Origin of the sequence: Nocardioides panacihumi, from assembly GCF_039530925.1 — a bacterium.
Classification (GTDB): domain Bacteria; phylum Actinomycetota; class Actinomycetes; order Propionibacteriales; family Nocardioidaceae; genus Nocardioides; species Nocardioides panacihumi.
The window spans coordinates 154075-180824 of sequence record NZ_BAAAPB010000002.1 but is presented as its reverse complement, the minus strand read 5'-3'; the positions used below and the strand labels follow the sequence as shown (position 1 = coordinate 180824).

Below are 26750 nucleotides of genomic sequence, written 5' to 3'. Positions count from 1 at the left end.
GTGAGAGACGTCGAGGGGGCGCTGGTCGCCGGCCGCTACGAGTTGCGTGAGCAGATCGGGGCCGGCGGGTCGGGGGCGGTGTTCCGCGCGTACGACCGAGTGCTCGACCGCGACGTCGCCGTGAAGCGGATGCGGCCGGGAGCAGATGACGACGCCCGCGCACGACTCCGGATCGAGGCCCGGCTCGCGGCGCTCCTCGCGCATCCGGGCATCGCACGCGTCCACGACTTCGGCGAGGACGAGACCGGCGGCGAGGCCGCGCCCTTCCTCGTCATGGAGTACGTCGACGGCATGCCGTTGCGCCGAGTGCTCGAGGAGCAGGGCCCGATGTCGCCGGACCGCGTCATGGAGATCGTGGCGCAGCTCGCCGACGCGCTCGCGGTCGCCCACGGCGCCGGCATCGTCCATCGCGACGTGAAGCCGAGCAACATCCTGGTCCGGTCCGACGGCGCCGTGACGCTCATCGACTTCGGCATCGCCCGCGGTCACGACGCCGAGCCGGTGACGTTGACCGGGACGATCGTCGGCACCGTCGACTACATCAGTCCGGAGCAGGCCGGTGGCGCTGGCGCGACCCCGCTCTCCGACCTCTACGCGCTCGGTCTGGTCGCCTACGAGTGCCTGACGGGCATCCGTCCCCTCCGGCGCGACACACAGGTCGCGACCGTGATGGCACACCTGAACGAGGACGTGCCCACCCTGCCCCGGACGGTCCCCGACCCGGTCCGCGATCTCGTGCGCCGCCTCACCGCACGTGACCCGCGCCGGCGCCCTGCGGATGCCGCCACCACAGCCGTGCTTGCCCGTGCCGCTGTCGGCTCGACGGTCGCGTTCGCGGCACTCCCGGCCCCGCGCCGAGCCGTCCGTCGGCGGTGGCTGGGCGTGGCGACCGCGGCGGCCGCCATGGCATTCGTCGTGTGGATGATCGCGAGCCAGGGCGCGGGGCGCCCGACGGCGGCCGCGCAGGCGGATGCCGTTCCCCAGGTGGGCCTCAGCTCGTCGAGCTCGACGTCGGCGTCCGTGTCCGCCCACGCAGCGAGGCCGACGCAGGCGGCGCCGACGCGGGCTGCTGCGAGGCGAGTCGCGCCGAGACCTCACGCGACGCATCACCGCCCCGTGAAGGCGAAGCCGCACGCCGCGGCCCGGCACGGCAAGCACGGGAAGCACGGGAAGCCGCGCAAGCACTGATCAGCGTGTGACCGCCAGTGCCGCGGTCACCAGGTGGTCGCGCACCTGCTCGACGGAGACCTCGCCGACCCGCGGGACGCCGGGCGCAGCCTCCGTCACGAGGATGCCGACCCGGGCGAGCTGGAGCGTGCCGAGCCCGCTCGCGTAGAGCGTGTTGGCCAGCAAGGTCGGGTCGGCGACGTGGAAGTCGCCGGTCGCATTGCCGTCCTCGAGGATCGCCACCATGATCGACAGGCACCCCGTGATCGCCCGGCCGAGTCGGAGCAGGGCGCTCTCGGAGATCTCGTCGAGCAGCTCCGACCAGTTGCGGCGCATCAGCGTCAGCGCGCAGTCGGTGAAGGCGGGGTGGGCGACGCCGTACTCCACGAAGGCGCCGACGGCGGCGGCGAGCCGGTCGTGGGCCGTCGCGGCGCTCTCCTGCGCTTCGGCCAGCAGCGCCCGCAGCTCGTCGAGGTATTCGACCAGCGTGAGCGCGAAGATCTCCTCCTTGCCCGTGAAGTGCCGGTAGACGATCGCCCGGTTGATCCCCACAGCACGGGCGATGTCCTCGATCTGGGCGTCGCGGACGCCGCGCTCGTCGAAGAGCTGCCGCGTGGCCGCGATGATCTCGCTCTCGCGCGCCTTGCGGCGCGCGGCCGCGGTCGAGCGGCGTCCGTCGATCGACGTGGGGCGACTCGTCATAGCGTCAGAGTACGGCCTGTGCAACTCGGAGTTGCACAGGTGTGACAGAACGTCAGGGAGCGAGCATCGCCCGGACCGTCTCGATCGCGTCGGCCTGCTCCGCCGTCTTGTCGTCGCGGTAGCGGACGACCCGGGCGAACCGCAGAGCGACTCCGCCGGGGTAGCGCGTCGAGCGCTGCAGGCCGTCGAAGGCGATCTCCACGACCTGCACCGGGCGGACGTTCACCACCCATCCGTCCGTGCCGTCCGTGGCCAGCTCGGTGAACCGCTCCGTCTGCCAGCGCAGCATCTCGTCGGTCATGCCCTTGAACGTCTTGCCGAGTGGTGACGAAGTGTCGACATGCGCGATGCGGCATGATCGCCGGCGAGGTCTGAGCGGACGAAGATGGCGGAGGAGACGACGTGACCGATGGGGACACCGCGCTGGATATCGCGCGGTTCGACCGAGGCTGTCTCGTTCTCCGCCGCGATGGTCAGGTGATGGGACACGTCGCGACGAGTCTCGGTCACTTTCGGTCGCTCGCCAACCCGCTGCGGAAGCAGCCCTGGGTGTGGCTCGTGGTGGTGTGGTCCGATGGTCGCCGCGAGCGCTCGGTCGAGGACTATCCGCCATGGACCTACGTCCGCGAGATGCACGCCGGCAAGTTCGTTTGGCTCGGAGCGCCGGATGTGGGCCGTGATGGCGAGTACGACGTCGAGTTCCTGCCAGAGGCAGAACGCGACCGTATGTGGGCCGAACTCGGGATCACAGCGACCGACTTCTAGGTCCAGGGACGTCGTTGGGACTAAGTGGTGGCAAGTGGCAGGTCAGCCCGCTTCGGATCCGGCACTTGCCACCACTTACTTGGCGACAGGCGGGGGTCAGGGGCCGAGCATCGCCTGGAGCGTCTGGATGGTGTCGGCCTCAGCCGGGCTCTTGTCCTCGCGATAGCGGACGACCCGGGCGAAGCGCAGAGCTACCCCGCCCGCGTACCGGCTGGACCGCTGCACGCCGTCGAAGGCGATCTCGACCACCTGCTCGGGGCGGACGGTGACGACCCACCCATTGTCATCGATCTTCAGCTCCTGGAACCGCTCGGTCTGCCAGGCCAGCATCTCGTCCGTCATCCCTTTGAACGTCTTGCCGACCGGCACCCAGCCTTCAGTCATTTGGGGACTCTGCATCGTCTTGCCCAGCATGACGAAGCCGCCGGTCCCGGGGTCGCGGGCGCCGACGTGGATGTTGGAGAGCCATCCGCGGCGGCGGCCGGAGCCCCATTCGACGGCGAGCACGACGAGGTCGAGCGTGTGCACGGGCTTGACCTTGATCCAGCCGGCACCACGACGGCCGGCCTCCCACGGAGCGGCCAGGCTCTTCACCACGACTCCTTCGTGGCCCGCCCTCAGCACGTCCGCCGCGAAGTCCTCGGCGGTCGCCGGGTCCTCCGTCATGACCCTGGCGACCCGGCTCGCCTCCGGCACCAGATCGTCCAGCTCGGCGAGGCGCTCGGACAGTGGCTCGTCGTGCAGGTCGCGGCCGTCGCGGTGCAGCAGGTCGAAGAAGTACGCCGACACGCGCACCCCCGAGCCGTCGCGGGTGGCCGTGCGCGACGCGGTCTCCTGGAACGGGCGGGGGCGGCCGTCGTCACCGATCGAGATCGCCTCGCCGTCGAGCACGAGCCGGTCGGCCGGGAGGGAGCGCACCAGGTCGACCACCTCGGGCAGCCGGTGGGTGATGTCGTCGAGCGTGCGGGTCGCGACGACCACGTCGTCGCCGGCGCGGTGGACCTGGATGCGGATGCCGTCGAGCTTGGTGTCGACGGCCACCGGACCGCCCACCTTCGCGACCGCCTCGGCCACGGTCGGTGCGCTCGAGGCGAGCATCGGCAGCACCGGTCGGCCGACCTCGAGACCGACCTCGTCCAGCGCGTCCTCCCCGGCGAAGGCGCGTGCGGCGACGGCGACGGTCGAGCCCGCGAGCATCGCCGCGCGGCGTACGGCCGTGAGAGGCACGCCGGCCGCCGCCGCGAGCGCCTCCTGCACGAGCGAGTCGAGAGCGCCCTGCCTGACCTCGCCCGTGACGATCCCGCGCAGCCAGGCCTGCTCGTCGGCGGTGGCGCGGCCGAAGAGCTGCTCGGCCGCCGCGGTGCGCGCGGCGGCGGAGCCCGGGCCGGACAGTGCGGCCATCCGGTCGAACGCCGCATCCACCTCGGCCACGGTCAGGGTCGGCGCATCCGCCGGCTCCGGAAGCGTGGCGAGTGAGCGCCAGCCCAGGCCGGTACGCCGCTGCAGCAGCGAGCCGGCCAGGTAGGACGTGACGACCTCCAGCTCGTCGGGCGTGGCGACCGCGAGCCGTTCGGCGAGGGCGGCGGTCTTCGACTTGCGAGACCGCGTGGCGGCGACGGCGGCGGAGGTGGCGACCAGGTCAGCGAGCAGCACCCGACGAGCATCCCACCGGCCACCGACGGTGCCGCGATGGTTCGGTGGCCGTCGGCGCCGTCACGTACCGTCGCCGCGTGGAGACGAGCCTGACCCGCACGTGGCGACTGGCGCACCCGGTCGGTCTCGGGCGGATGCTGCTGGGTCGCCGGCGCGGGCCGGGCGACCCGACGTACCGCCTCGAGGGCGTGGGGGAGCGGGCCCGGCACTGGCGTGGCCTGCGCACTCCCGAGGGCGCCGCGGCACTCGTGCTGCACCAGGACCCGGACGGCACCGTCCACGGCGAGGCGTGGGGCCCGGGCGCGCGTTGGGCGTTCGACTCCGTCCCCGGCCTGCTGGGCCAGCATGACGACCCGACCGGCTTCACCCCCGACCACCCCGTGCTCGCCGACGCGGCGCGGGTCGTCGGTGAGGTGCGTGTCGGCGCCGGCGGCCTCGTCATGGAGGCACTCGTCCCGGCCGTCATCGAGCAGAAGGTCACCGGTCAGGAGGCGTTCGCGGGCTTCCGGCGCCTCGTCCAGCGGTACGGCGAGCGGGCACCCGGCCCCCACGAGCGACTCTTCGTCCAGCCCGACCCCGAGCGGCTTCGCACGATCCCGTCGTGGGAGTGGCTCCGCCTCCCCGTCGACCCCGCGCGCTCGCGGGCGGTCGTCACCGCGGCCCGCGTCGCCGACAGCCTCGAGCGCACGATCGGCCTGCCGGGCGACGAGGTCGAGCGGCGGCTCACCAGCCTGCCCGGCATCGGGGTCTGGACCGCGGCGGAGGTGCGGCAGCGGGCGCACGGCGACGCCGATGCGGTCAGCTTCGGCGACTACCACGTCGCCAAGGACGTCGGCTGGGCGATCACGGGGGAGCCGTGGGACGACGGCGAGCTCGCCGCGTTCCTCGAGCCCTACCGCCCGCATCGCAACCGGGTCGTGACGCTGCTCCTCCTGGCCGGCGCGCGCCGGCCGCGGCACGGACCGCGGATGGCCCCGCGGACCCACCTGCCCCGTTAGACCCCTGATCGGCGGCAGGGCTCAGAGCAGCGGGCGCAGGGGCTTGAGGACGAACTCCGTGAACTTGCGGTGCACGTCGCGGGCCTCCCACTCGTTGCGGGTGAGCTCGAGCGAGTTCGACGAGTCCAGGTCGAAGATCTCCTCGAGCACCGCGGCGAACGCCTCGTCGATGACCTCGACGTTGATCTCGTAGTTGCCGGTCAGGCTGAGCCGGTCGATGTTGGCGGTGCCCACCGTGACCCAGGTGCCGTCGACGGTCGCCGACTTGGCGTGGATCATCGCACCCGTGAAGCGGAAGATGCGGACGCCGGACTCGAGCATCTGGGAGAAGTAGCCGCGCGAGATCCAGTCGGTGACGATGTGGTTGGACTTCAGCGGGATCAGGATCCGCACGTCGACGCCGCGCTGCGCCGCGTCCTTGAGCGCGTCGACGAAGTCCTGGTCGGGCAGGAAGTACGCGGTCGTCAGGTAGATGCGCTCGGACGCGCGGGTGATCGCCTCGAGGTACATCGACCGGATCGGGAACATCCACAGCCGCGGCACGTTGCGGTGGAACCTGATCGTCGGCTCCCACACCGACGACGTCTCCAGCAGCAGGGGCCGCTCGCTGCTGCGGAACCGCTTGCGGCGGTTGAGGTTCCAGAAGTCGGCGAACGCGCGCTTCAGGTCCCAGACGCCGGGGCCGGTGATCCGTACGTGCGTGTCGCGCCACTCGGAGGCGTACGCCGACCCGACGTTGTAGCCGCCGACGAACCCGACCGCGTCGTCGACCACGAGGATCTTGCGGTGGTCGCGGCCGTAGCGGGTCACGTCGAAGAACCGCAGCCCGGCGGCGTACACGGGGAACCGCAGCACCTTCACCGTCGAGGGGAAGCGCTTGAACCGCGGCGGGACCACGAGGTTGCCGAAGCTGTCGAAGATGACGTAGACGTCGACCCCGCGCTCGGCCGCGGCGATCAGGGCGTGCTTGAACCGCTCGCCGGTGAGGTCGGCCTTCCAGATGTAGGTCTCGAAGAGGATCTGCCGCTGGGCGCCCTCGATGGCGGCGAGCATGTCGGCGTACAGGTCCTTGCCGAAGGTGTACGTCGTGATCTCGCCCTCGCCGACCGTGGTGGTGCGCGGCGGGGTGGTCGGGAACGGCTTCGGTCGACGACCGCGGCTGCGGTAGGCGTCGACCAGGCTCATCACCACGGCCAGCAGGATCGGCACCCCGAAGAACACCAGCAGCGTCCGCCGCAGGATGGACGCCAGCCGGTCGACCGGGATCAGGGAGGGCCGTTGCACGGTCACAGGCTAGCGGGACTGTCGGTGGGCCCCCGTAGGCTCGATCCCATGCGACCAGTGACCGATCTCGAGCGGCGTGTCGCCCCACTCGAGGTGATCTCCGACTTCCAGCCCGGCGGCGACCAGCCTGCTGCGATCAAGGAGATCTCGCGCCGGCTCAAGGACGGCGAGAAGGACGTCGTCCTGCTCGGCGCCACCGGCACCGGCAAGACCGCCACCGTCGCGTGGGTGGCCGAGCAGGTGCAGCGTCCGGTGCTCGTGCTGCAGCCCAACAAGACCCTCGCCGCGCAGTTCGCCAACGAGCTGCGCCAGCTCTTCCCCGACAACGCTGTCGAGTACTTCGTCTCCTACTACGACTACTACCAGCCCGAGGCGTACGTGCCTCAGACCGACACCTACATCGAGAAGGACTCCTCGATCAACGAGGAGGTCGAGCGGCTGCGCCACTCGGCGACCAACAGCCTGCTCACCAGGCGCGATGTCATCGTGGTCGCCACGGTCTCCTGCATCTACGGTCTCGGCACACCGCAGGAGTACGTCGACCGCATGCTCCGCCTGCGGGTCGGCGAGGAGCACGACCGGGACTCGATCCTGCGCCGGCTGGTGGAGATCCAGTACACGCGCAACGACATGTCCTTCACCCGCGGCACGTTCCGGGTGCGGGGCGACACCCTCGAGATCTTCCCGGTCTACGAGGAGCACGCCGTGCGCGTCGAGTTCTTCGGCGACGAGATCGAGCGCCTGATGAGCCTGCACGCGGTCACCGGCGAGGTGCTCACCGAGGACGAGGAGCTCCACGTCTTCCCCGCGACTCACTACGTGGCGGGCCCCGCTCGCATGGAGCGGGCGATCAACGGGATCGAGCGCGAGCTCGAGGAGCAGCTGGCGGCCTTCGAGAAGCAGGGCAAGCTGCTCGAGGCGCAGCGGCTGCGGATGCGCACGACGTACGACGTCGAGATGATGCGGCAGGTCGGGTCGTGCTCGGGCATCGAGAACTACTCGATGCACATCGACGGGCGTGCTCGGGGGACCGCCCCCAACTGCCTGCTCGACTACTTCCCGGAGGACTTCGTCCTCGTCATCGACGAGTCGCACGTGACCGTCCCGCAGATCGGCGGGATGTACGAGGGCGACATGTCCCGCAAGCGCAACCTGGTCGACCACGGCTTCAGGCTGCCGAGCGCGATGGACAACCGGCCGCTGCGCTGGGAGGAGTTCCTCGAGCGGATCGGCCAGACGATCTATCTGTCAGCGACGCCGGGCAACTACGAGCTCGACAAGGTCGGCGGCTCGATGCCCCCGCACGTGGTCGAGCAGATCATCCGCCCGACCGGTCTGATCGACCCCGAGGTCATCGTGAAGCCGACCAAGGGCCAGATCGACGACCTCATCCACGAGATCAACCTGCGCACCTCCCGCAACGAGCGGGTCCTGGTCACGACGCTCACCAAGAAGATGTCGGAGGACCTCACCGACTACCTGCTCGACGCCGGCATCCGGACCCGCTACCTGCACTCCGAGGTCGACACCCTCAAGCGCGTCGAGCTGCTCCGCGACCTCCGCCTGGGCGACTACGACGTGCTGGTGGGCATCAACCTCCTGCGTGAGGGCCTCGACCTCCCCGAGGTCTCGCTGGTGAGCATCCTCGACGCCGACAAGGAGGGCTTCCTGCGCTCCGACAAGTCGCTGATCCAGACGATCGGCCGTGCCGCGAGAAACGTCTCCGGCCAGGTGCACATGTACGCGGACAGGATCACCCCCTCGATGGAGTCCGCCATCGACGAGACCAACCGGCGCCGTGCCAAGCAGGTCGCCTACAACGAGGCCAACGGCATCGACCCGCAGCCGCTGCGCAAGAAGATCGCCGACATCACCGAGATGCTCGCCCGTGAGGACGAGAGCACGCAGGCGCTGCTCGAGACCTGGGCCGGCACCGAGGCCAAGGGCCGCGCCGGCGGCGTCCGCAAGAAGTCGCCCACACCGGTCCTCGGTGACGCGGCGGCCGAGGCGCGTCAACACGGCCTGATCGGGTTGCCCAGCGCCGACCTCGCCCAGCTCATCCAGGACCTCACCGACCAGATGAAGGGCGCCGCGGCCGAGCTGCAGTTCGAGGTCGCCGCCCGCCTGCGCGACGAGATCTCGGACTTGAAGAAGGAGTTGCGACAGATGATGGAAGCGACGAAGTGAGCCCCGCCCGGGGCACGCATCGGCTGCGTTGTCGTCGCTCGACGTCCCGCTTCGCTTGATGGACGCCTTCGCTCCTCCGCCTTGCCGCTACGCACCCCGGACGAGGCTCACCTGCTCGCGTTGCGAGGAAGTAAGCCACCCGCTAAGCACTCCGGACGACGCTCACCGGCTCGCCACGGCTCGACGTGAGCCCCTCGACGTACGTCGCGACATGGCCGGCGATCCGCTCGGCGTCGCGCCCGACGCCGCCGATCAGCATCGAGTAGAACCCGCGCTGGAACAGCAGGCCCATGAAGTAGAGACCCGGCACGTCGCGCATCACGCCGCCGTCGTCGGTGGGCCAGCCGTCGGGGCCCGTCACGGGCGGTCGGACGAGGGAGAAGTCCTGGCGGTAGCCGGTGCACCAGAGCACGTTCGTGACGTCGACCGTCGTGCCGTCCTCGAGCATCGGCAGACCGTCGTCGTCGACCGACGTCGTGTGCGCGGGCAGGTGGTGGACGCCGGCGGCGCGCAGGTGCTTCGACTTGACGCGCACGAGCGGAGCGGCGCCGTTGCGCACCTTCGGCCGGGCGCGGCGACCGATCGGTGTGCGCGTGGTGAGCACGTGGTTCCACACGAACCACAGCACGGGGAAGGCACGACGGAAGCGGAACGTGCCGATGTCGACGGGGATCTCGCTGCGAATCGGCCCGGACAGCCAGGTCTCGTGGCCGGCCGCCACGGTCTCCATGGCCAGGTCGGCGCCGGACTGTCCGGCGCCGACGACGAGGACGGGGCCGGGGAGCAGCTGGTCGGGGTTGGCGTACTGACTCGCGTGCAGCTGCCGGATCCCGGGGTCGAGCCGACCGGAGACGTCGGGCACCTTCGGCACCCGCTCACCGCCGGTGGCCACGACGACGGCATCTGCGACGAGCACGGCGTCACCGCAATCGACGCGGAACGTCCCGTCGTCCAGGCGCTCGACGGACGAGACGGTCGTCCGGTGCAGCACGTCGAAGCCGGCGGCGTACTGCTCGAGGTAGTCGGCCATGTCGCGACCCGTCGGGTAGGACCACTTCGGGGCGGGGAACGGGCGTCCGGGCAGGCCGTCGCGGTAGGCGGGCGAGTTGAGCAGGAGCGAGTCGTAGCGTCGCCGCCACTGGTCGCCGACGCGGGGGTGCTCGTCGACGAGCAGGCAGGAGAGGCCGAGGCGACGCAGGTGGTACGCCGTCGCGAGACCGCTCTGGCCGGCGCCGATGATGACGGTGGCGACCCGTCGGGTGTCGCTGGTGCTGTCGGGAGTGTCCATGCCGCGACGCTAGGAGCGTCCGGGGTGCGCCCGCGTCGGGCGACCTGACCATCCTGCTCGCGGCAGGGATGGTCCGAATGATGTAGTCAGGTCATCAGCCCGTGGTCGTAGGCGTAGGCGGTCGCCGCCGAGCGCGACGAGATCCCGAGCTTGGTGTAGATGTTCGCGAGGTGCCGGGCGACCGTCTTGTCGCTCAGCACGAGCGCGTCGGCGACAGCACGGTTGGAGAGGCCGGTCGCGACCAGGCGGACGACCTCCATCTCCCGCGCGGTGAGGCCGCCCGGCAGGCCCTCCGCCGACACCAGGGCCGCGGCCTCGGCGGCGGCACCGAGCGACTCGAAGGACTCCCGGGCTGCGTCCCGCTCGTAGGCGGCCGCATCCGCGTCGCCGAGGAGGTCGAGCGCCTCCGCGACTCGGGCTCGTGCGCGGGCGGCGTGGTAGGGGAGCCCGAGGTCGACGAACTGACGGCACGCGACGCGCAGGCAGTCGAGCGCCTCGGCGGGCGCCCCGGCAGCGAGCGCGACCGCTCCCTTCGCGGCGGCCGCGTGCCCCGCGAGCACCGGGGAGGCGAGGGAGGCGGCGGCGCCGGCCAGCTCGTCGGCCGCCGCCCGCGCTGCCACCAGATCTCCGACGGCGACCATCACCTCGGCGTGAGCCACCAGCACGTCGGGCCGGTCGAGCCGCCCCTCCTCGGCCACCAGCCGCCGGGTGGCCGAGGCGGCCGCCGCCGTACGGCCCTGCGCGAGCCTGAGCAACGCGAGGCCGGGCTCGGGCTGCCGCCCGGCGGAGTTCGCCTTGCGGTAGGCGTCCTCGGCCGCCTCGACGTCGCCGCGAAGGCGCTGGAGCTCGCCGAGGTGGTACCACGCGTCGCCCTGCGGCGGCCCGGCGAGGTGCGCGCATGCGAGCCGCCCTTGGGCGTCCGCGGCCGTCCAGGCGCCCTCGAGGGTCAGCACCTGGGTGCGGTGCACCAGGCACTGCCCGCGGTAGGGGACCAGCCCGGACTGCGTCTCGCACCAGTCGGCCAGTGCCGTCGTCCACTCCGCCGCCCGGCGTACGTCGTGGAGGCTGAGGCAGGCGGCGAGCACCGCGCAGTAGGCGAGTCCGGCGACGGTCGGGGTGAGCTCGTCCGCCTCGACCCCTGCCATCACCTCGTCGAGCCGCGGTAGCGCCTCGGCGCCCCGGCCGAGCCGGATGAGCGCCATGCTGGCGGCCAGCAGACCGAGGACGTGCAGGTCGGGGGCGCCGAGCCGCCGGCCGGTGGCCGCCGCCCGATCGGCGAGCTCGAGCGCCTCGTTGGAGCGGCCGAGCTCGACGAGGTGACGCGCCTCGAGCGTGGCAGGCAGTGCGGCGACCGCCTCGTCCACCTCGTGCTCCTCGGCGATCGTGTGGGCTCGCGCCAGCCAGCCCGCGGCACGGGCGTGCTCGCCGGCCAGGAAGAGCATCCAGGCGTGCCAGAACGCCGTCTCCGCGCCGGCCGTCCAGTGGCCCTGCGCAAGGGCGACCCGATGGCTCCGCACGATGGTCTCGACGCTCCCCGCGGCGTCCCCCGCGAGGAAGCGCGCGATCCCCAGGCGGCGCAGGTCGGGAAGCTCCAGTGCCACCACGCGGTCGGACGCTTCCAGCTCCGCGACGCACCCCGGCCAGTCGCGGGCGTCGTACGCCACGCGACCGCGCTCGACCGCCTGCGCCACGTCACCCACTGGCTGCGCGCCATCCCTCGGTGGCTGCGCCGAAGCCTGGCTCATCTGGCGAGAGTACGCCCGGCAGCCGGTGCGGAGTGAGCCCCATCACGGGCGTAACCTCCAGGGAGTGAGCGAGACCTGGGGCAGCGGACGCCGCGCCTGGGTGGTGTGGTCGATCGCCATCGCGGCGTACTTCCTCGCCGTCTTCAACCGCTCATCCCTCGCGGTCGCGGGACTGCTCGCGGCCGACCGGTTCGGGATCTCCGCCGCGCAGCTGGCGACCTTCACCACGCTCCAGCTCGTCGTGTACGCCGGCATGCAGATCCCCGTCGGGATCCTGGTCGACCGGTTCGGACCGCGCAGCGTGATGCTCAGCGGGATGATCGTGATCAGCCTGGCGCAGGCGGGTTTCGCGCTCGCCGACTCCTACCCCGTCGCCCTGCTGGCCCGCGTCTTCGTGGGTGTCGGCGACTCGATGACCTTCATCTGCCTGCTGCGCATCGTGGCGGCCTGGTTCACCCCGCGGCGGATCCCGCTGATGACGACGCTCTCGGGCACGCTGGGCCAGCTCGGCTCCATCGTCGCCGCGATCCCGATGACGTGGGCGCTCGGCAACCTGGGCTGGACGAAGGCCTACCTCGTGGCGGCCGCGGCCGGGCCCGTCGTCGCGGTGCTGGGGCTGTTCCTCCTGCACGACGCCCCCGGGAAGTCGCACGTGCGCGGCGTGAGCAAGACGATGCGCGAGGTGATCGGCGGGATCGCCGAGTCCTGGCGCCACCCCGGCACCCGGCTGGGCTTCTGGATGCACTTCACGACGCCGTTCAGCTCCAACGTGCTCGGGCTCCTGTGGGGGCTGCCGTTCTTCGTGCGCGGGGAGCTGCGCACGGACGGCGAGGCCGGCGTCCTGCTGACCCTGATGACGGTCACGGCGATGGTCGTGGGGCCTGTGCTCGGCTGGGCGATCGGTCGCGAGCCGTGGCACCGCTCGACGCTCGCGCTGTGGATCATCGGTGCGACCGTGACCATGTGGACCGTGGTGCTGCTGTGGCCGGGAGAGGCGCCGTTGGGGCTGCTGATCGTCCTGGTCATGGTCGTCGGGGCCGGTGGTCCGGCGTCCATGATCGGCTTCGACATCGCCCGCACCTCCAACCCGGGCCATCGCCTGGCCAGCGCCAGCGGGATCGTCAACCAGGGCGGCTTCATCGCATCGCTGGTGCTCGTGCTGTCGATCGGCTGGATGCTGGACTGGCGGACCCCGGGGAGCGGCTCGGCCTACACGGTGAGCGCCTTCCGCTGGGCGATGAGCCTGCAGTACGTCCTGTGGGCGGTGGGGCTGGTGCAGATCGTCCGCTACCGGCGCCGTGCGCGCGCGGTGATCTCGCGGGCCTCGCTGACGCCGGTCACCGGGCAGCCGTGATCAGCCCTGCGGAGCGCGCGTCAGGAGCTTCGCGAGGAGGGGTGTGAAGGCCAGGATCACGAGCAGCCTGACCAGCTGGACGGCCATCACGAAGGTGGTGTCCGATCCGGCGTCCGCGGCGGTCGCGAGCACGGCGAAGAGACCGCCCGGCGTCGTCGCGAGGTAGGCCGTCAGACCGTCGACCGGCGTCAGCAGCGCGAGCAGGGAGCCCATCAGGGCGGTCGCCACGATCATGCCCACCATGAGGAGGAGCACCACCGGCAGCATCCGGGTGATCGAGGCGAGGCTCGCCCGCGTGAAGCGCAGACCCACCTGGACGCCGATGAGGGCGAATCCCAGCCACTGCAGGGGAGCGGGCACCGCCACCGCGCCGAGCCAGCCGCTGGAGGCCAGGAACGCCGCGACAGCCAGCGGCGCCAGCAGGATCGACGTCGTGACAGGCACCAGCCGGGCCAGCGCGAGGCCGAGGACGAGCGAGATCGCGACGTACAGGAGGTCGCGGCCCAGGCCGGTGTGCGCCGTCGCGAGCCGGCTGCCCGCGTGGTCGGGGTGGAACACCACGGCGGTGATGACCGGCATCATCACCAGCACGAGCAGGACGCGGAGGTACTGCACGACGGTGACGACCCGATCGTCCGCCCCGAGGTCGCGCGCGACGGCCACGACGCCCGAGGCGCCGCCCGCGATCATGGCGAACGCCCCCGTCACGCGGGACACGTCGCTGCGCAGCGAGAGGAGCGCTCCGGCGGCGAGGCTGATGAGGATCGTGCCGACGGTCACGAGAGCGATGCTGACGACGTCGTCGCCCATCGCGGTGAGCGCGTCGATGCTGATCGTCGAGCCGACCACGACGCCGATGAGCGCCTGACCGAGGCGGAACGACGATGGCGGCAGGCGCAGGTCGGTGGACGACGTCAGAGCGTGGACGATGCCCCCGAGCAGGGATCCGAACATCACGGCCGACGGCACCCCGAGGACCTCGAAGACCGTGCTCGCCACCACCGTGACGGTGAGGACGAGGGCGAGGCCTGTCGCTCGGGTTCGCTCGCCTGACATCGTGGCCGATCCTACGAGGAGGGCTCCTAGAGTTCAGTCATGGACGTCGCCCGCCTCCAGGAGTTCTGCCTCTCGCTCCCCGGTGCGTGGCCGGACAACCCGTGGGACCACGAGCATCCGGTCATGAAGGTGGCGCCGGGCGAGCGCGGCAAGATCTTCGCGTTCCTCGGTGCCGAGAGCGTGGGCATCAGGGGTGGCCCGTCCCGCGAGGCGGCCGACGAGTGGCTGCAGCGCTACCCCGATGCCGCCTCGGTGATGGCCTACATCGGCCGCAGCGGGTGGAACAACCTGCGTCTGGACGGCGGCATCCCGGACGACGAGATCCACGAGGCGGTGGCCGAGTCCTACCGCCTCGTGGTCTCGAAGCTGCCGAGGTCGTTGCGCCCCGACGGCTGGGATCGAGTGTGAGAGCTCCTTCCTAGGGGGTCGCGAACCAGGTGAGCGTCCGGGTGACCAGGTCGGCCTTCTGCGCCGCAGTCCCGTAGGCCTCCAGCGGGAAGGCGAGGAACTCGACCTTGTAGCCCGCGTCAGCCACCGTCAGGGCGTCGGCTGCCGCGGACGTGTCGGTGAACGCCGCCGTCGCCGGGGCGATCGGCGTGATGCGGTCCTCGAAGTTCGCACCGAGGACGCTGTGGTCGAGCGGCACGGTGCCGATGCCGTCGCTCACCGGGTTGCCGGCGACCGAGGTGACGGACGCTGTCGCCTTGTCGTTCTGGACCTCCGAGCCGTCCCAGGCGATGTGCAGGTAGTTGTGGACGAACGGCGTCGTGCCGGCGGCCTGGTCGAGGATGTCCTGACCGCTCATCATCAGTCGGCCTCCGCCGTCCAGGAACGCCTTGAGCGCCGACTCGTAGCCACTCAACGGTGCTGGGTAGCTGTTGCCGGTGAACCACACGACGTTCTTGTGCGCGGACAGGTACGACGCCGGCAGGGTCGGCTTGGCCGCGAGGTCCCAGTAGCCGAAGGTCGCACCCGCCGTGGTGAGAGCCGTCTTGTAGGCGCCCGCCACGTCAGGCTTGTTCCCGTCCTCGTCGACGAGTGCGGTGTCGGACGAGACCGCGACCGTGGTCAGGGTCGCCGACGCCTTCACCGTGCTGTCACCGACCGAGGTCGCCGTCAGCGTGGCCGTCGTCGTCGAGTCGTCGGCGGCCCCGGCCGGTGCCGTGACCTTGACGCAGACGTCGGTCGAGTCGCCCGGCTGCACGGTCGGGGTCGTCGACATCGGCGTCGAGCAGTCGGCCGCGAAGACCGAGCCGCCGGACGCCGCCACGGCGTAGGAGTCAGGCTGGTAGCCCTTGTTCGTCAGGTGCTCGGCGAACGAGGCATCGGTGCCGACCCTGGCGCCCTCGAGCGTGCTGCCCGACACGACGACGCTGTGCGCCGGGCTGATCGCCTTGACGACCGGGCTGCCGTTGGCGTCCACGCCCTGCGCCGAGCCGACGTGCAGGCCGTCGTCGAGGATCGACGTGACCGACGCCGGCAGGCTGGACGCGATGGTGACGGTGAAGGACACCGACACCGACCCTCCGGCCGGCACGGTGAGGCCGCTCCAGGACACCTTGCCCGCGGACAGGGTGCCGCCGTCGGTCGCCGAGGCGAACGACGTGTACGCCGGCACGGGGTTGCTGATCGTCACGCCCGTGGCGGGGGCGTTGCCGAGGTTCTTCACCGTGACCGTGTACTGCAGCGGACGGCCGGGGCCGACCGGGGAGTCGGACGTCGACGTCGACGCGACGAGCGCGGGCAACGGCGACCGGTTGGTCAGCGTGTAGGCGCCGCGCCCGTGGGTGCCGGCGAGCATGACACCGTGGCTCGGGTCGTAGTCCATGCTCCACACGGCCACCTTCGGCATGCCGTCGCCGAGACGCTGCCACGTCGCGCCGCCGTCGACCGTGACGAAGGCGCCTGCATCCGTGCCGACGTACACCGTGCCGTCCGCGGACGGGTCCATCACGATCGTGTCGACCGGCACGTCAGGCAGGTTGCCCGTGACGTCCTTCCAGGAGCTGCCACCGTCGGTGGTCGCGTAGACGTGCCCCGTCCGGGACGGGGTCGCCTTGCTGAAGCCGCCGTACGCCGCGTAGGCGACGCGCCAGTCGGACCGGTCGACCGCGATCTGGTTGACGGGCCGGTTGGGCAGCGCCTTCGCGCCGACACGCGTCCACGTCGGGTTGCTCGAGGTCACCGCGTCGGGGCTCACCTGGATCCAGCCCTCGTCGGTGCCGGCGTACACGCCGGTCCCGCCGTCGGCCAGGCCGATCGCCGAGACGTAGCAACCCCGGGCGCCGTTGGAGGCGGTGCCGGTGCAGCCGCTCGTGAGGTCGCCGCTGATCGGCGACCACTTGACGTCACCGGCGGCCGGAGCCTCGGCGTTGTCCGTCCGGTAGAGCCGATAGGTGCCGAGGAACAGCTGGCTCGGGTTCGCCTGGTTCTCGGTCCACGGCACGTAGAACTCCGCGCGGTCGTTCAGGTTGAGGCCGCCGCGGATGTACTCGTTGCCGAAGATCGTCCCGGTCTCGGACGGGTCGAAGCGGTACGGGCTGATGCCGAAGTACTCGCCGAAGACGTACGCCGCCGCTGCCGGGTTGATCGGGTTGAGCGTGCTCTTGTCGACGAGCGCGTAGCCGCCGTCACCACTGGACTGGTCGAACCAGCGGTTGTTCGCGGTCGACTTGCGCAGCGTCCCGTTGTCCTGGGTGCCGCCCCAGTACTGGCCGGGCACCTGCGGGACGGTCGAGACTCCGACGAACTGACCGATCTGCAGGCCGGTCGAGTGGACGAGCACGCCGTTGGCCGGGTTGACCTGGCCGTTGAGGTTCTGCCAGTCGGCTGCGCTGAGCGGGTCTGCGGCGCCCTTGCGGCCGCCGCCGGTGTGCGAGTCCCAGACGCCGCCGTCGTTGCCGATGGCGATGTGCTGCGTGTCGTTCGGCTGGAACGCGATCGCGTGCATGTCCGGGTGCAGGTCGTAGCCGAGGCTCTTCCAGGTCGCTCCGCCGTCGGTCGAGCGGTAGACGCCGCCGGACTGCGGGGAGAGGTCGTAGCCGTAGGAGCCGAGGACGTAGACCACGTTCGGGTTGGTCGGGTCGGGCTTGACCTCGTTGTCGTAGAAGCACTGCGTGCCGCAGTAGTCCTCGACGTTGTCGACGTCATCGGTGCCGGTCCCGGCCTGGGTCCAGTGCGAGCCGCCGTCGACGCTCTTCCACACCCTCGCCGGGTGGTAGGTGTTACCCGGGTCGGTGTAGTCGAAGCCGGTGTACAGCGTCGCGGTCGCGGCGCCGGCCGGGTGGGAGACGCCGAGCGAGAACCGTGTCGCGCCGGCTGCGAACTGCCCGGCAGGCAGGTCGCCCATCGCCTTGGTCCAGGACTTGCCGCCGTCGGCCGTCCGGTAGATGCCGTCGCCCCAGAAGGAGGCCCACATCACCTTCGCGTTCTGCGGGTCACCGACCAGGTCGGTGGCGCCGGCGAACTCGTTCTGGGTGCCCTTGCGGACCACCCAGCTCGCCCCGCCGTCCACCGACTCCCAGATGCCGTACTGCCGGCTGCTCGGGGCCGTGGTGCGGTGGTCGCCGCCGCGCCCGCGCAGCGTCGAGATCCACAGGTGGTCGGCGTTGTTCGGGTCCACGACGATGTCGGAGATCGACTGGCCGGCGAAGAGGTGCGTGCGGTTCGTCCAGGTCACGCCACCGTCGGTGGAGCGGTAGACGCCGTCGCCGTAGTAGCTGTCGCCGGAGAGCGCGCCCTCGCCGGACCCCATGTAGACGATGTTGTCGTTCGACGGGGCGATCGCCAGGGCGCCGACGGACTGGGTGTCGGTGTCCGGGGTGCGTGAGATCCAGGTGCCGGCGGTGGCGTCGTAGGTCCAGACGCCGCCCTGCGCCGCACCGAGGATGATCGTGCCGTCCTTGCGGATCGCGAGCGCGCCGATGCGGCCGCTCATCGCCGAGAACGTGTTGGAGGTGCGGACGACCTGGACGATGGGGGTCGGGCCCGCTGCCGTCCACGTGCCGCCGCGAGAGGCGCCCGGTTGGACCGCCTTCTTGAGCTGGCCGGCCGCGACGTTGGCGTTGGAGCGCAGCTGCGCCGCCTTGTCGAGGCTGATGGGGTCGTCGCCGGCGAGCAGTCGCGTCGTGTAGTAGGCGTCCCGCAGCTTGGCGAGGCTGTCTTCTTCCTCTCCACCATCGCCGCCGGCGGTGCCCTTGGGGGCGACCCGGACCGGTGCGTCATCGGAGGAGGTGGCCCCGTGCGTCGGTGGCGCGATCGAGGCGAGTGCGCCTGCGGTCAGCAGGGCAGTGGCGATGGAGATGAGCTTTCGTGAAGAACGATGGGTCATACCGAGCTCCCGATGGACAGTGCCTCGGGGCCCCATCGGGTGGAGGGGTCCTGCCGAGGGCTGATCGGCACTTTGCTCCCGCACTCCGGAAATCGTCAATAGCGTCGCTATGGACGACTAGGCCGGCTGGCGATGCTGACGATGCGGGCGATGACCAGCGCGACGTACAGCACGCCGGCCACCTGCTCGATCATCGACACCGATCGGGCGTGGCCGAGCACCGGGTAGATGTCGGACAGGCCGACGCTGGTGAGCGTCGTGAACGAGAGGAACAACAGCTCGTACCAGCTCTGCTCGGGCCCGAACGAGCCGGACCAGAGCACCTGCACCGCGGCGTACAGATAGGCGAACGCCCAGGCGACGACCGTGAACGCCGCACCTGTCGCGAAGAGCTCGTCGGTCGTGACCTTCTCGTCGTGGAACAGGTAGCGGAGCATCGCGTAGGAGACGAAGCAGTAGAACGGCACGTGGAAGAGCGCGGACACCAGGATCACCCAGTCAATGTTCGGCGCGACCGCCTCCCAGACGGCGAACACCGTCGCCGGGGCGCCGAGCAGCAGGCCGACCCAGGTCAGCGCCGGGGTGAGCCGTACGGCGGCCACCGCGCTGAGCACGACGATGAGCTGGAGCACTCCCAGCATCGCGCGCCCGGCCGTCGACCCCGAGAGGAACGGATAGGCGATGATCGCAGCGACCTGCCCGGCGAGCAGGATCCCGGACGGGTGGGAGCGCACGGTGCGCAGCAGGCCGCTCACGCGCGCTCCCGGGTCTCTGTCACGGTGCTCACCCTAGGAGACGGTGGCCACCCCAGACGGACGGTGGGCGGTTCGGGTGCTTGCTGGCCGGCCCGCCAAGGTGAAGGATCGCGACCGTGACCAAGCCTGCGCAGGTCGACGTCGACCTCCTCGTGATCGGCGCCGGGCCGACAGGTCTGTTCGCGACCTACTACGCCGGCTTCCGGGCGATGAAGGTCGCGGTCGCCGACTCGCTGCCGGAGCTGGGCGGCCAGATCACGGCGATGTATCCCGAGAAGCAGATCTTCGACGTCGCGGGCTTCCCCACGATCAAGGGCCGCGACCTGGTCGAGGCACTGGTCACCCAGGCGGCGACTGCCGAGCCGACGTACCTCCTGGGCCGGACGGCGACCAGCCTGGAGCCCGCCGACGAGTCGCTCTCGGTCGGGTTCGACGACGGCACGGTCGTCGTCGCCCGGGCGGTGCTGATCACGGCCGGCATCGGCACCTTCACGCCCCGCCCGCTGCCCGCCGGAGATGGCTGGCTCGGGCGCGGGCTGGAGTTCTTCGTCCCCTCGTTCGCGCCGTACGCCGGCAAGGACGTCGTGATCGTGGGAGGCGGCGACACGGCGTTCGACTGGGCGCTCCACCTCGAGCCGGTCGCGGCCTCGGTCACCCTGGTCCACCGTCGCGACGCGTTCCGTGCCCACGAGCGGACCGTCGCCGCGGTCCGGGCGGCGGGCGTCGAGATCATCACCCACGCCGAGGTGACGGCCCTGCGCGGCGACGCAGGCGTCGAGGAGGTCGACCTCTCCGTGGCGGGGGAGCCCGAGACCCGCAAGGCGCAGGCGGTGATCGCCGCGCTGGGGTTCATCGCCGACCTCGGGCCGCTGCAGGAATGGGGGATCGAGACGTCCAAGCGACACGTGGTGGTCGACCAGGCGATGCGGACGAGCCTGCCTCGGGTCTTCGCCGCCGGCGACGTCACCGACTACCCGGGCAAGGTCCGGCTCATCGCGGTCGGCTTCGGCGAGGCGGCCACGGCCGTCAACAACGCCGCCGCGGCCATCGACCCCTCCGCACACGTCTTCCCCGGACACTCCAGCGAGGCCTGACGAGGGCGCGGCTAGGCTGGCGCCTGCTAGCTACCGGCTAGTAGCAGAGCCTGTTCTACTTCGAAGCCGTGAGAGGGTCGGGACCATGCGGATCGCGCTGCTCTCCTACCGCAGCAAGGCTCATGTCGGAGGGCAGGGCGTCTACGTCCGGCACCTGACCCGCGAGCTGGCGGCCCTGGGGCACACTGTCGAGGTCCTGTCCGGGCAGCCCTATCCCGAGCTGGACCCGGGCGTCACGCTCACCGAGGTCCCGAGCCTCGACCTCTACCGCGAGCCGGACCCGTTCCGGGTGCCGAGGCTCGACGAGTTCCGCGACCTCGTCGACGTCGAGGAGTTCCTCACCATGTGCACCGGCGGCTTCCCCGAGCCGCGCACCTTCTCCCGCCGCGTCCTCAAGGTCCTGGCCGAGAGGGCCGGCGACTTCGACGTCGTCCACGACAACCAGACCCTCGGCAGCGCGCTGCTGGACGTCGAGTCGCTCGGCGTACCGCTGGTGGCGACGATCCACCACCCGATCACGATGGACCGCCGGATCGAGATCGCCGCGGCTCCCACCCGGCGCAGGAAGTACGGCGTCTGGCGCTGGTACGGCTTCCTCGGGATGCAGCAGCGGGTCGCCCGCAGGGTCCGGATGATCCTCACGCCGTCCGAGGCATCGGCCCGTGACGCCGTGCGCGAGTTCGGGCTCGACGCCGACCGCGTGCGCACGATCCTGCTGGGCGTCGACGAGCGCTTCGTCCCACCGACCGAGCCCCGCGTCCCCGGCAGGATCCTGGCGATGGCCAGCGCCGACGCGCCGCTCAAGGGCATCGCCACGCTGCTCGAGGCGTTCGCCAAGCTCCGTACCGAGCGCGACGTCCACCTCGTGCTGGTCTCCAGCCCGAAGCCTGGCGGCGTCACCGAGCGCCTCGTCGACCAGCTGGGGATCGGTGAGGACGTGCGGTTCGTGAAGGGGCTCAGCGACGACGAGCTGGTGGCCCTCATGGGGTCGGCCGAGGTCGCCTGCGTCCCGTCGCTCTACGAGGGCTTCTCGCTGCCCACCGCCGAGCTGATGGCCTGTGCCACGCCGCTGGTGGTCTCGCGGGCAGGTGCGATACCCGAGGTCGTCGGGGCCGACGGTCTGGCCGCCGACATCGTGACCCCGGGTGACGTCGCCGAGCTCACCACGGCCCTGGAGCGCCTGCTCGACGACCCGGAGCGCCGGGCGGGCCTGGGCGCGGCCGGCCGGCGCCGGGTGGAGGAGCTGTTCAGCTGGAAGGCCGTGGCCGAGAAGACGGTCGCGGCGTATGAGGAAGCGATCGCGCAGTTTCAGGAGGAGACCCGTGCTCACCGTTGACTTCGATCGCCTGGGCGTGCGGCCCGGCGACAGGCTTCTCGACATGGGTGCCGGCGGTGGCCGGCACGCGTTCGAGGCCTACCGGCGAGGCGCCGACGTGGTCGCGTTCGACCAGGACGCGGACGAGATGGGACGTGTCCGCGAGTGGTTCGGTGCGATGAAGGAGGCCGGCGAGGTGCCCGAGGGTGCCGAGGCCGACGCCAAGGAGGGCGACGCGCTGGCGATGCCGTTCGCTGACGGCGAGTTCGACCGGGTCATCGCCGCGGAGGTGCTGGAGCACATCCCCGCCGACATCCAGGCGATCGACGAGCTCGTCCGGGTGCTGCGGCCGGGCGGCACCCTCGCGGTGAGCGTCCCGCGGTGGTTCCCCGAGGTTGTGAACTGGAAGCTGTCGGAGGAGTACCACAACAACCCCGGCGGTCACATCCGGATCTACACCGAGGAGGAGCTGCGCGACAAGGTCACCAAGGCCGGCCTGGTCTTCGACGGTCGCGACTACGCCCACGGTCTCCACTCGCCGTACTGGTGGCTGAAGTGCGCCGTGGGCGTCCGCAACGACGACCACCCGCTCCCGAGGGCGTACCACAAGCTGCTCGTCTGGGAGATCATGAAGAACCCCAAGGCGCTGCAGTGGGTCGGCAAGGTGCTCGACCCGCTCATCGGCAAGAGCCTGGTCCTCTACTTCACGAAGCCCCTCGCGGCGCAGGGCGCGTGACCGTGCCGGTCCCGTACGTCGACGGGGTGATGTCGGCCGACCAGGTGCGCGCCACCGCACGGTCGATCGCCTCGATGCAGGAGCCGTCCGGGGCCATCCCCTGGACGACCGGGCAGCACGCCGACGCGTGGAACCACGTCGAGGCGGCCATGGGACTGCTCGTCGGCGGTGAGGTGGACGCCGCCGAGCGGGCCCTTCGCTGGGCGCCGACGCAACAGGCCGCCGACGGCTCCTGGCCGATGAAGATCGTCGACGGCGAGGTCACCGACTCGCGCGGTGACAGCAACTTCTCGGCGTACCTGGCCGTCGGGGTGTGGCACCACTGGCTGATCCGTCGCGACCTCGACCTCGTGCGCGAGCTGTGGCCGTCGGTGCGCGCCGGGCTCGACTGGGTGGTCTCGCTCCAGGTGCAGTTCGGCGGCATCCTCTGGACCCCGTCGGAGGACCTCTGCCTGCTCACCGGCGGGTCGTCGATCTACCAGTCCCTGCGCGCCGGCGTGGCGCTGGCCGAGCTGCTCGGGGAGCCGCAGCCGGAGTGGGAGCTCACCGGTGGACGGCTCGGGCACGCACTGCGCCGCCACCGTGACCTGTTCGCTGACAAGTCGACATTCTCGATGGACTGGTACTACCCGGTGCTGGGCGGTGCGGTGCGCGGTTGGCCGGCCTTCGAGCTGATCCAGGACCGGTGGGAGCGCTACGTCGTCCCCGGCCTCGGGGTGCGATGCGTCGACACCAACCCCTGGGTGACCGGCGCCGAGACGTGCGAGCTCGTGCTGGCGCTCGACGCCATCGGCGACCACGACCGGGCGCTCGTCCTGCTCGCCGACATCCAGCGCCTCCGTGCCGAGGACGGCGGCTACTGGACCGGCTGGGTCTACGGCGACGCGTCCTACCCCAACGACAACCCCGACGTCTTCTGGCCCGAGGAGCGCACCACCTTCACCGCGGCGGCGGTGATCCTGGCCGTCGACGCGCTGGGGGAGCGGTACGGCGCCTCGACGCCCGGCTCCGGGATCATGCGTGGCACCTCGCTGGCCCCCGACTTCCCCGAGCTCGCGCTCGAGTGCGGGTGCGTGCCAGACGTGGCCGCCGCGAGGCTGCGGTGACGGCCGGGCGGGCGGGCGCGGTCGTCACCGGCGCGGCCGGCGGACTCGGCCGGCAGATCGCCCGGATGCTCGCCGGCCGCGGCTACCAGGTGCTCGTCACCGACCTCGACGAGGCGGCTGCGGCCGCCGCCGCGAGCGACATCGGTGGGGCGGCCGGCTCGATGGGCGTCGACGTACGCGACCACGTCCAGCTCGACGCTGCGCGCGACGCCATCGTCCGACGCGCGGGCAGGCTGGACGTGTGGGTCAACAACGCCGGTGTCCTCCTGACCGGTCCGGCATGGGAGCAGACACCCGAGCAGCGTCGACTCATGCTCGAGGTCAACGCTCTCGGGTCGGTGAACGGCACCGTCACCGCGATCGAGGCGATGCGGGCCACGGGCGGTCACATCGTCAACGTCGTGTCGCTGGCGGGGCTCACCGCTGTCCCCGGGGAGGCCGTGTACGCCGGCACGAAGCACGCCGTGCTCGGCTTCAGCCTCAGCACCCTGGCTGACCTGCGGCTCGCCGGCATCACGAACGTCGACATCTCCTGCGTCTGTCCCGACGGCATCTGGACGCCGATGCTCCACGACAAGCTCGACGACCCGGCATCGGCGCTGTCGTTCTCCGGCAGGCTGCTCCAGCCCGAGGAGGTCGTGGCGGCGGTCGCGAGGCTCCTGGACCGGCCGCGGCCGGTGACCGCCGTCCCTGCCTGGCGCGGGGTCCAGGCCCGGCTGGCCGACGCGCTGCCGGGCGTCGGGCTGCGTGCGCTGCCGCTCGCGGTGGCGTTGGGACGTCGCAACCAGCGCCGACACAGCAGTCGAGGTCTGCGCGCGGGGGACTGATCGGGCGTTCAGCGCGCGAGGTCGGTGAGGACGGCCACGGCCTCCGACGGTGGCGGCAGCTCGCGCATCGCAGCGGCGACGCGGCCGGCCGACTCGGCGTACTTGGCGATCTCGAGCAGCCGAGGGATCTGCTCGGCCGCGCGTCCCACGACTCCGGGGCCGATCTCCGTGGTGACACCGGCTCCGGTGGCCGCGACGTGGTCACCGTTGACCGCCTGGTCGAAGGAGAAGAGGGGCGCGATCGCCTGCGGCACGCCGGCCGACAGAGCGCCCATGCTCGTGCCGAACCCGCCGTGCCCCAGCACCGCAGCCGCATGGGGCAGCACGGCGTCCTGAGGCACCCACTGCAGGACGCGGGCATTCGGGGGCAGCGGGCCGAGGTCGTTGGGATCGAGCCTCCGTCCGACAGTCATCAGGACGCAGACGTCGAGCCCGGCGAGTGCGTCGAGCGCCTCGCGGAAGATCCCGGCGAACGGAGGCAGCGACCCCGCGACCGAGCCGAAGGTGACATAGACCAGCGGGAGGTCCGGGTCGCCCCACGCGGAAGGGCGCTGTCCGTCGGCCGCCGAGCCGGGTTCGTGGAACCGCCGGAACGCGTCCGCCTCCGGCGGCACCTCGCCCGTGGAGTGGTCGAGGAGCTCGGGGACCAGGCTGAGGACGGGCTCGCCGGCCAGCGCCGCCTGCATCTGCCCGTCCGCGAGGCCGGCGAGACGACCCAGCTCCTCCCGCGCCTCGGCGGTGGCCTCGGCGAACCGCGTCGCGACCTCGTGCATGCCGATGCAGACGTGCGCGTGCGGGACGCCCGCGCGCTCGGCTGCGGCGAGCGAGGCGAGCTCGGCAGACTCGCGGACGATGACGTCGGGCTGCCATCGCTCGACCGTGTCGAGAAGTGCCGGCAGTGCGGCCTGAGCGTCGACGCGGCCGAACACCTCGCGGAGCACCAGGTCGTCCGCCTCCGCGAACGACAGGGTGGGCAGCCTGGCCATGATCGGCCCGATCAGGTCGGGCGGGGCGTCGTCGAACGGCTCGTGGATGAGCCCGGCGCGGTCCAGCGTGCCGGCGTACGACGCGGGTGCGGCCACCCGGACCTCGTGGCCCGCACCCGCGCACGCCCGCGCGAACGGCAGGAGCGGTCCGAGGTGGCCGTCGTTGGCCGTCGTCGAGAACAGCACACGCACCCGGCGAGAGTCCCACCCCGCCGCCGATCGGGGCAACGGTCCCGTCAGGCCATCTCGGGGATGTGCAGGTGTGCGTACGCGAGCTCGAACTCGTGTACGTCGACGATGTCGCCGCCGCTGTCGCTGGCGGCGCGCCTGCGCATCTCGTCGGCCGACGTGCGGCTGGCCTCCATCGCGGCGCGACTCTCCCAGACCGTGGTCGCGCAGCCGAGCCCGGTCGCGCGGTCGGCCAGCAGGCTGGCACTGCAGAACCCGGCGGTCTGCTCGAGGTCGGGCAGGATCCCGAACCGGAAGGACTCGGTCAGCGCCTCGAGGTCGCCCTGGAGCCAGCTGACGCGGCAGCACTCGCCGTGACTCGCACGATGCATGACGACGACCTCCCACTCGTCCATCTCCATGGTGCCGCCGAGGATGTCGCGTCCGCGATCGCGGATCGGGCGCAGCTGCGCTTCACTGGCGTGCATCGCTGCCTGGCTCTCCCACGAGCTGGTGACGATGCAGTGTCCGGTCTCGCGGTCGACCAGCATCGAGAGACCGAGGCAACCCTCGATGTCGTCGAGCATGGGCTGGACCTCGTTCTTCACGAACGCGATGCCTGCCTCGATGTTGCTGGGCCTTCCGTGGAGCGTGGTCGAGCGTGCGTACACGGCCCTCTCCTCTCGGGGACGGGGCAGTGCCCGGACCGGCACCGCCGGTTCGTCCTGTCTACTCCGCCGGGCGCGGGGGCGCTATAGCCCGCCGAAGATCTCGCACCCGGGCGCCGACTTCGTGAGTCGACTATTGGCGTCGGTGGATGTGGATGCGTCCGGGGCGTAGGTGTTCGATGCGGTAGTCGGGGTGGTCGGCGAGGGTGTGGTGTCGGCTGCAGAGCAGGGCGCCGTGGGTCAGGTTGGTGTGGCCGCCGTGTTGCCAGGCGATGAGGTGGGCTGCTTGGGCGGTGGCGGCGGGTCGGTCGCAGGTTTGGACGGCGCAGGTGCCGTGTTGGGTGATGAACATGGCAAGGCGTTGCTTGGCGTTGTGGAGCCGTGCTTTGCGGCCCAGGTCGAGGACCTCGCTGTGGGTGCCGAGGACGGCGGGGATGAGTCCGTGGCGGGCGGCGAGGCGGCGGGTCAGGCCGGGGCTGATGGCCTGGCCGGTGTCGAGGTGGGCGGCACGGAGGTCGCCGAGCAGAGTGGCTAGGTCCATGGTGACCACGACGGTGGGCTGGCAG

22 protein-coding genes and 1 pseudogene are annotated in these 26750 nt (G+C 71.4%); 11 read left to right on the top strand and 12 right to left on the bottom strand.

Going from position 1 to position 26750, the window contains the following annotated elements:
• Positions 1-1188, top strand: a complete 1188-nt coding sequence (locus ABD205_RS10005; protein WP_344044657.1) for a serine/threonine-protein kinase — start codon at positions 1-3, stop codon at positions 1186-1188.
• On the opposite strand, the gene ABD205_RS10000 is transcribed toward ABD205_RS10005, so the two are convergent.
• Both ABD205_RS10000 and ABD205_RS09995 read right to left on the bottom strand, forming a co-directional pair.
• On the bottom strand, positions 1189-1869 hold the full coding sequence (locus ABD205_RS10000) for a TetR/AcrR family transcriptional regulator (RefSeq protein WP_344044656.1): 681 nt from the start codon (positions 1867-1869) through the stop codon (positions 1189-1191).
• Positions 1870-1921: 52 nt separating this feature from the next.
• Positions 1922-2218 (bottom strand): ATP dependent DNA ligase, encoded by a 297-nt coding sequence (locus tag ABD205_RS09995; RefSeq protein ID WP_344045853.1) that lies wholly within the window; start codon positions 2216-2218, stop codon positions 1922-1924.
• 53 nt (positions 2219-2271) lie between these two features.
• On the opposite strand from ABD205_RS09995, the gene ABD205_RS09990 reads away from it, so the two are divergent.
• On the top strand, positions 2272-2634 hold the full coding sequence (locus ABD205_RS09990) for a hypothetical protein (protein ID WP_344045902.1): 363 nt from the start codon (positions 2272-2274) through the stop codon (positions 2632-2634).
• A gap of 96 nt (positions 2635-2730) precedes the next feature.
• On the opposite strand, the gene ABD205_RS09985 is transcribed toward ABD205_RS09990, so the two are convergent.
• Positions 2731-4287 carry an ATP-dependent DNA ligase gene (locus ABD205_RS09985; RefSeq protein WP_344044655.1) on the bottom strand — a complete coding sequence of 519 codons (1557 nt, stop codon included), beginning with the start codon at positions 4285-4287 and terminating at the stop codon, positions 2731-2733.
• A gap of 77 nt (positions 4288-4364) precedes the next feature.
• On the opposite strand from ABD205_RS09985, the gene ABD205_RS09980 reads away from it, so the two are divergent.
• Positions 4365-5285, top strand: coding sequence for a DNA-3-methyladenine glycosylase family protein (locus ABD205_RS09980; protein ID WP_344044654.1), 921 nt, complete (start codon positions 4365-4367; stop codon positions 5283-5285).
• Positions 5286-5306: 21 nt separating this feature from the next.
• On the opposite strand, the gene ABD205_RS09975 is transcribed toward ABD205_RS09980, so the two are convergent.
• Positions 5307-6569, bottom strand: coding sequence for a phospholipase D-like domain-containing protein (locus ABD205_RS09975; RefSeq protein ID WP_344044653.1), 1263 nt, complete (start codon positions 6567-6569; stop codon positions 5307-5309).
• Between the two features lie 48 nt (positions 6570-6617).
• Here ABD205_RS09975 and uvrB point away from each other — a divergent pair, with 48 nt between their 5' ends.
• The gene (uvrB, locus tag ABD205_RS09970) at positions 6618-8756 is read left to right on the top strand and encodes an excinuclease ABC subunit UvrB (protein ID WP_344044652.1); all 2139 of its coding nucleotides are present in this window, start codon (positions 6618-6620) and stop codon (positions 8754-8756) included.
• Between the two features lie 142 nt (positions 8757-8898).
• Here uvrB and ABD205_RS09965 read toward each other — a convergent pair whose 3' ends face one another.
• Together ABD205_RS09965 and ABD205_RS09960 are read right to left on the bottom strand one after the other, a co-directional pair.
• Complete coding sequence (locus ABD205_RS09965) at positions 8899-10044, bottom strand: flavin-containing monooxygenase (RefSeq protein WP_344044651.1); 1146 nt, start codon at positions 10042-10044, stop codon at positions 8899-8901.
• 86 nt (positions 10045-10130) lie between these two features.
• Positions 10131-11789 carry a LuxR C-terminal-related transcriptional regulator gene (locus ABD205_RS09960; protein WP_344044650.1) on the bottom strand — a complete coding sequence of 553 codons (1659 nt, stop codon included), beginning with the start codon at positions 11787-11789 and terminating at the stop codon, positions 10131-10133.
• A gap of 64 nt (positions 11790-11853) precedes the next feature.
• On the opposite strand from ABD205_RS09960, the gene ABD205_RS09955 reads away from it, so the two are divergent.
• Positions 11854-13143: an MFS transporter gene (locus tag ABD205_RS09955; RefSeq protein ID WP_344044649.1), complete on the top strand. Its 1290-nt coding sequence runs from the start codon at positions 11854-11856 to the stop codon at positions 13141-13143.
• On the opposite strand, the gene ABD205_RS09950 is transcribed toward ABD205_RS09955, so the two are convergent.
• Entirely contained in the window at positions 13144-14199 is a 1056-nt protein-coding gene (locus tag ABD205_RS09950) for an AbrB family transcriptional regulator (RefSeq protein ID WP_344044648.1), read from the bottom strand.
• A 39-nt stretch (positions 14200-14238) separates the two neighbouring features.
• Between ABD205_RS09950 and ABD205_RS09945 the strand changes: the two genes are divergently transcribed.
• On the top strand, positions 14239-14607 hold the full coding sequence (locus ABD205_RS09945) for an MmcQ/YjbR family DNA-binding protein (protein ID WP_344044647.1): 369 nt from the start codon (positions 14239-14241) through the stop codon (positions 14605-14607).
• 10 nt (positions 14608-14617) lie between these two features.
• Here the strand turns inward: ABD205_RS09945 and ABD205_RS09940 are convergent, their stop codons facing one another.
• Positions 14618-18529: a hypothetical protein gene (locus tag ABD205_RS09940; RefSeq protein WP_344044646.1), complete on the bottom strand. Its 3912-nt coding sequence runs from the start codon at positions 18527-18529 to the stop codon at positions 14618-14620.
• Positions 18530-18636: 107 nt separating this feature from the next.
• A complete protein-coding gene (locus tag ABD205_RS09935; protein ID WP_344044645.1) occupies positions 18637-19284 on the bottom strand; it encodes an ion channel in 648 nt (215 codons plus the stop codon).
• Positions 19285-19400: 116 nt separating this feature from the next.
• Here ABD205_RS09935 and ABD205_RS09930 point away from each other — a divergent pair, with 116 nt between their 5' ends.
• From ABD205_RS09930 to ABD205_RS09910, 5 genes are all read left to right on the top strand, one after another.
• On the top strand, positions 19401-20378 hold the full coding sequence (locus ABD205_RS09930) for an NAD(P)/FAD-dependent oxidoreductase (protein WP_344044644.1): 978 nt from the start codon (positions 19401-19403) through the stop codon (positions 20376-20378).
• An 85-nt stretch (positions 20379-20463) separates the two neighbouring features.
• Positions 20464-21714 carry a glycosyltransferase family 4 protein gene (locus tag ABD205_RS09925; RefSeq protein WP_344044643.1) on the top strand — a complete coding sequence of 417 codons (1251 nt, stop codon included), beginning with the start codon at positions 20464-20466 and terminating at the stop codon, positions 21712-21714.
• Positions 21701-22429 carry a class I SAM-dependent methyltransferase gene (locus ABD205_RS09920; protein WP_344044642.1) on the top strand — a complete coding sequence of 243 codons (729 nt, stop codon included), beginning with the start codon at positions 21701-21703 and terminating at the stop codon, positions 22427-22429. The genes ABD205_RS09925 and ABD205_RS09920 overlap by 14 nt, the downstream gene beginning before the upstream one ends.
• Entirely contained in the window at positions 22426-23535 is a 1110-nt protein-coding gene (locus ABD205_RS09915; protein WP_344044641.1) for a prenyltransferase, read from the top strand. Before ABD205_RS09920 ends, ABD205_RS09915 begins: the two co-directional genes overlap by 4 nt.
• The gene (locus ABD205_RS09910) at positions 23532-24362 is read left to right on the top strand and encodes an SDR family oxidoreductase (RefSeq protein WP_344044640.1); all 831 of its coding nucleotides are present in this window, start codon (positions 23532-23534) and stop codon (positions 24360-24362) included. Before ABD205_RS09915 ends, ABD205_RS09910 begins: the two co-directional genes overlap by 4 nt.
• A gap of 8 nt (positions 24363-24370) precedes the next feature.
• Here ABD205_RS09910 and ABD205_RS09905 read toward each other — a convergent pair whose 3' ends face one another.
• The 3 genes and pseudogenes from ABD205_RS09905 to ABD205_RS09895 all read right to left on the bottom strand — a co-directional run.
• Complete coding sequence (locus ABD205_RS09905; protein ID WP_344044639.1) at positions 24371-25540, bottom strand: glycosyltransferase; 1170 nt, start codon at positions 25538-25540, stop codon at positions 24371-24373.
• 44 nt (positions 25541-25584) lie between these two features.
• The gene (locus tag ABD205_RS09900) at positions 25585-26187 is read right to left on the bottom strand and encodes an antibiotic biosynthesis monooxygenase (RefSeq protein WP_344044638.1); all 603 of its coding nucleotides are present in this window, start codon (positions 26185-26187) and stop codon (positions 25585-25587) included.
• Between the two features lie 130 nt (positions 26188-26317).
• Positions 26318-26750 (bottom strand): annotated as a pseudogene (locus ABD205_RS09895) (HNH endonuclease signature motif containing protein); the annotation flags it as partial.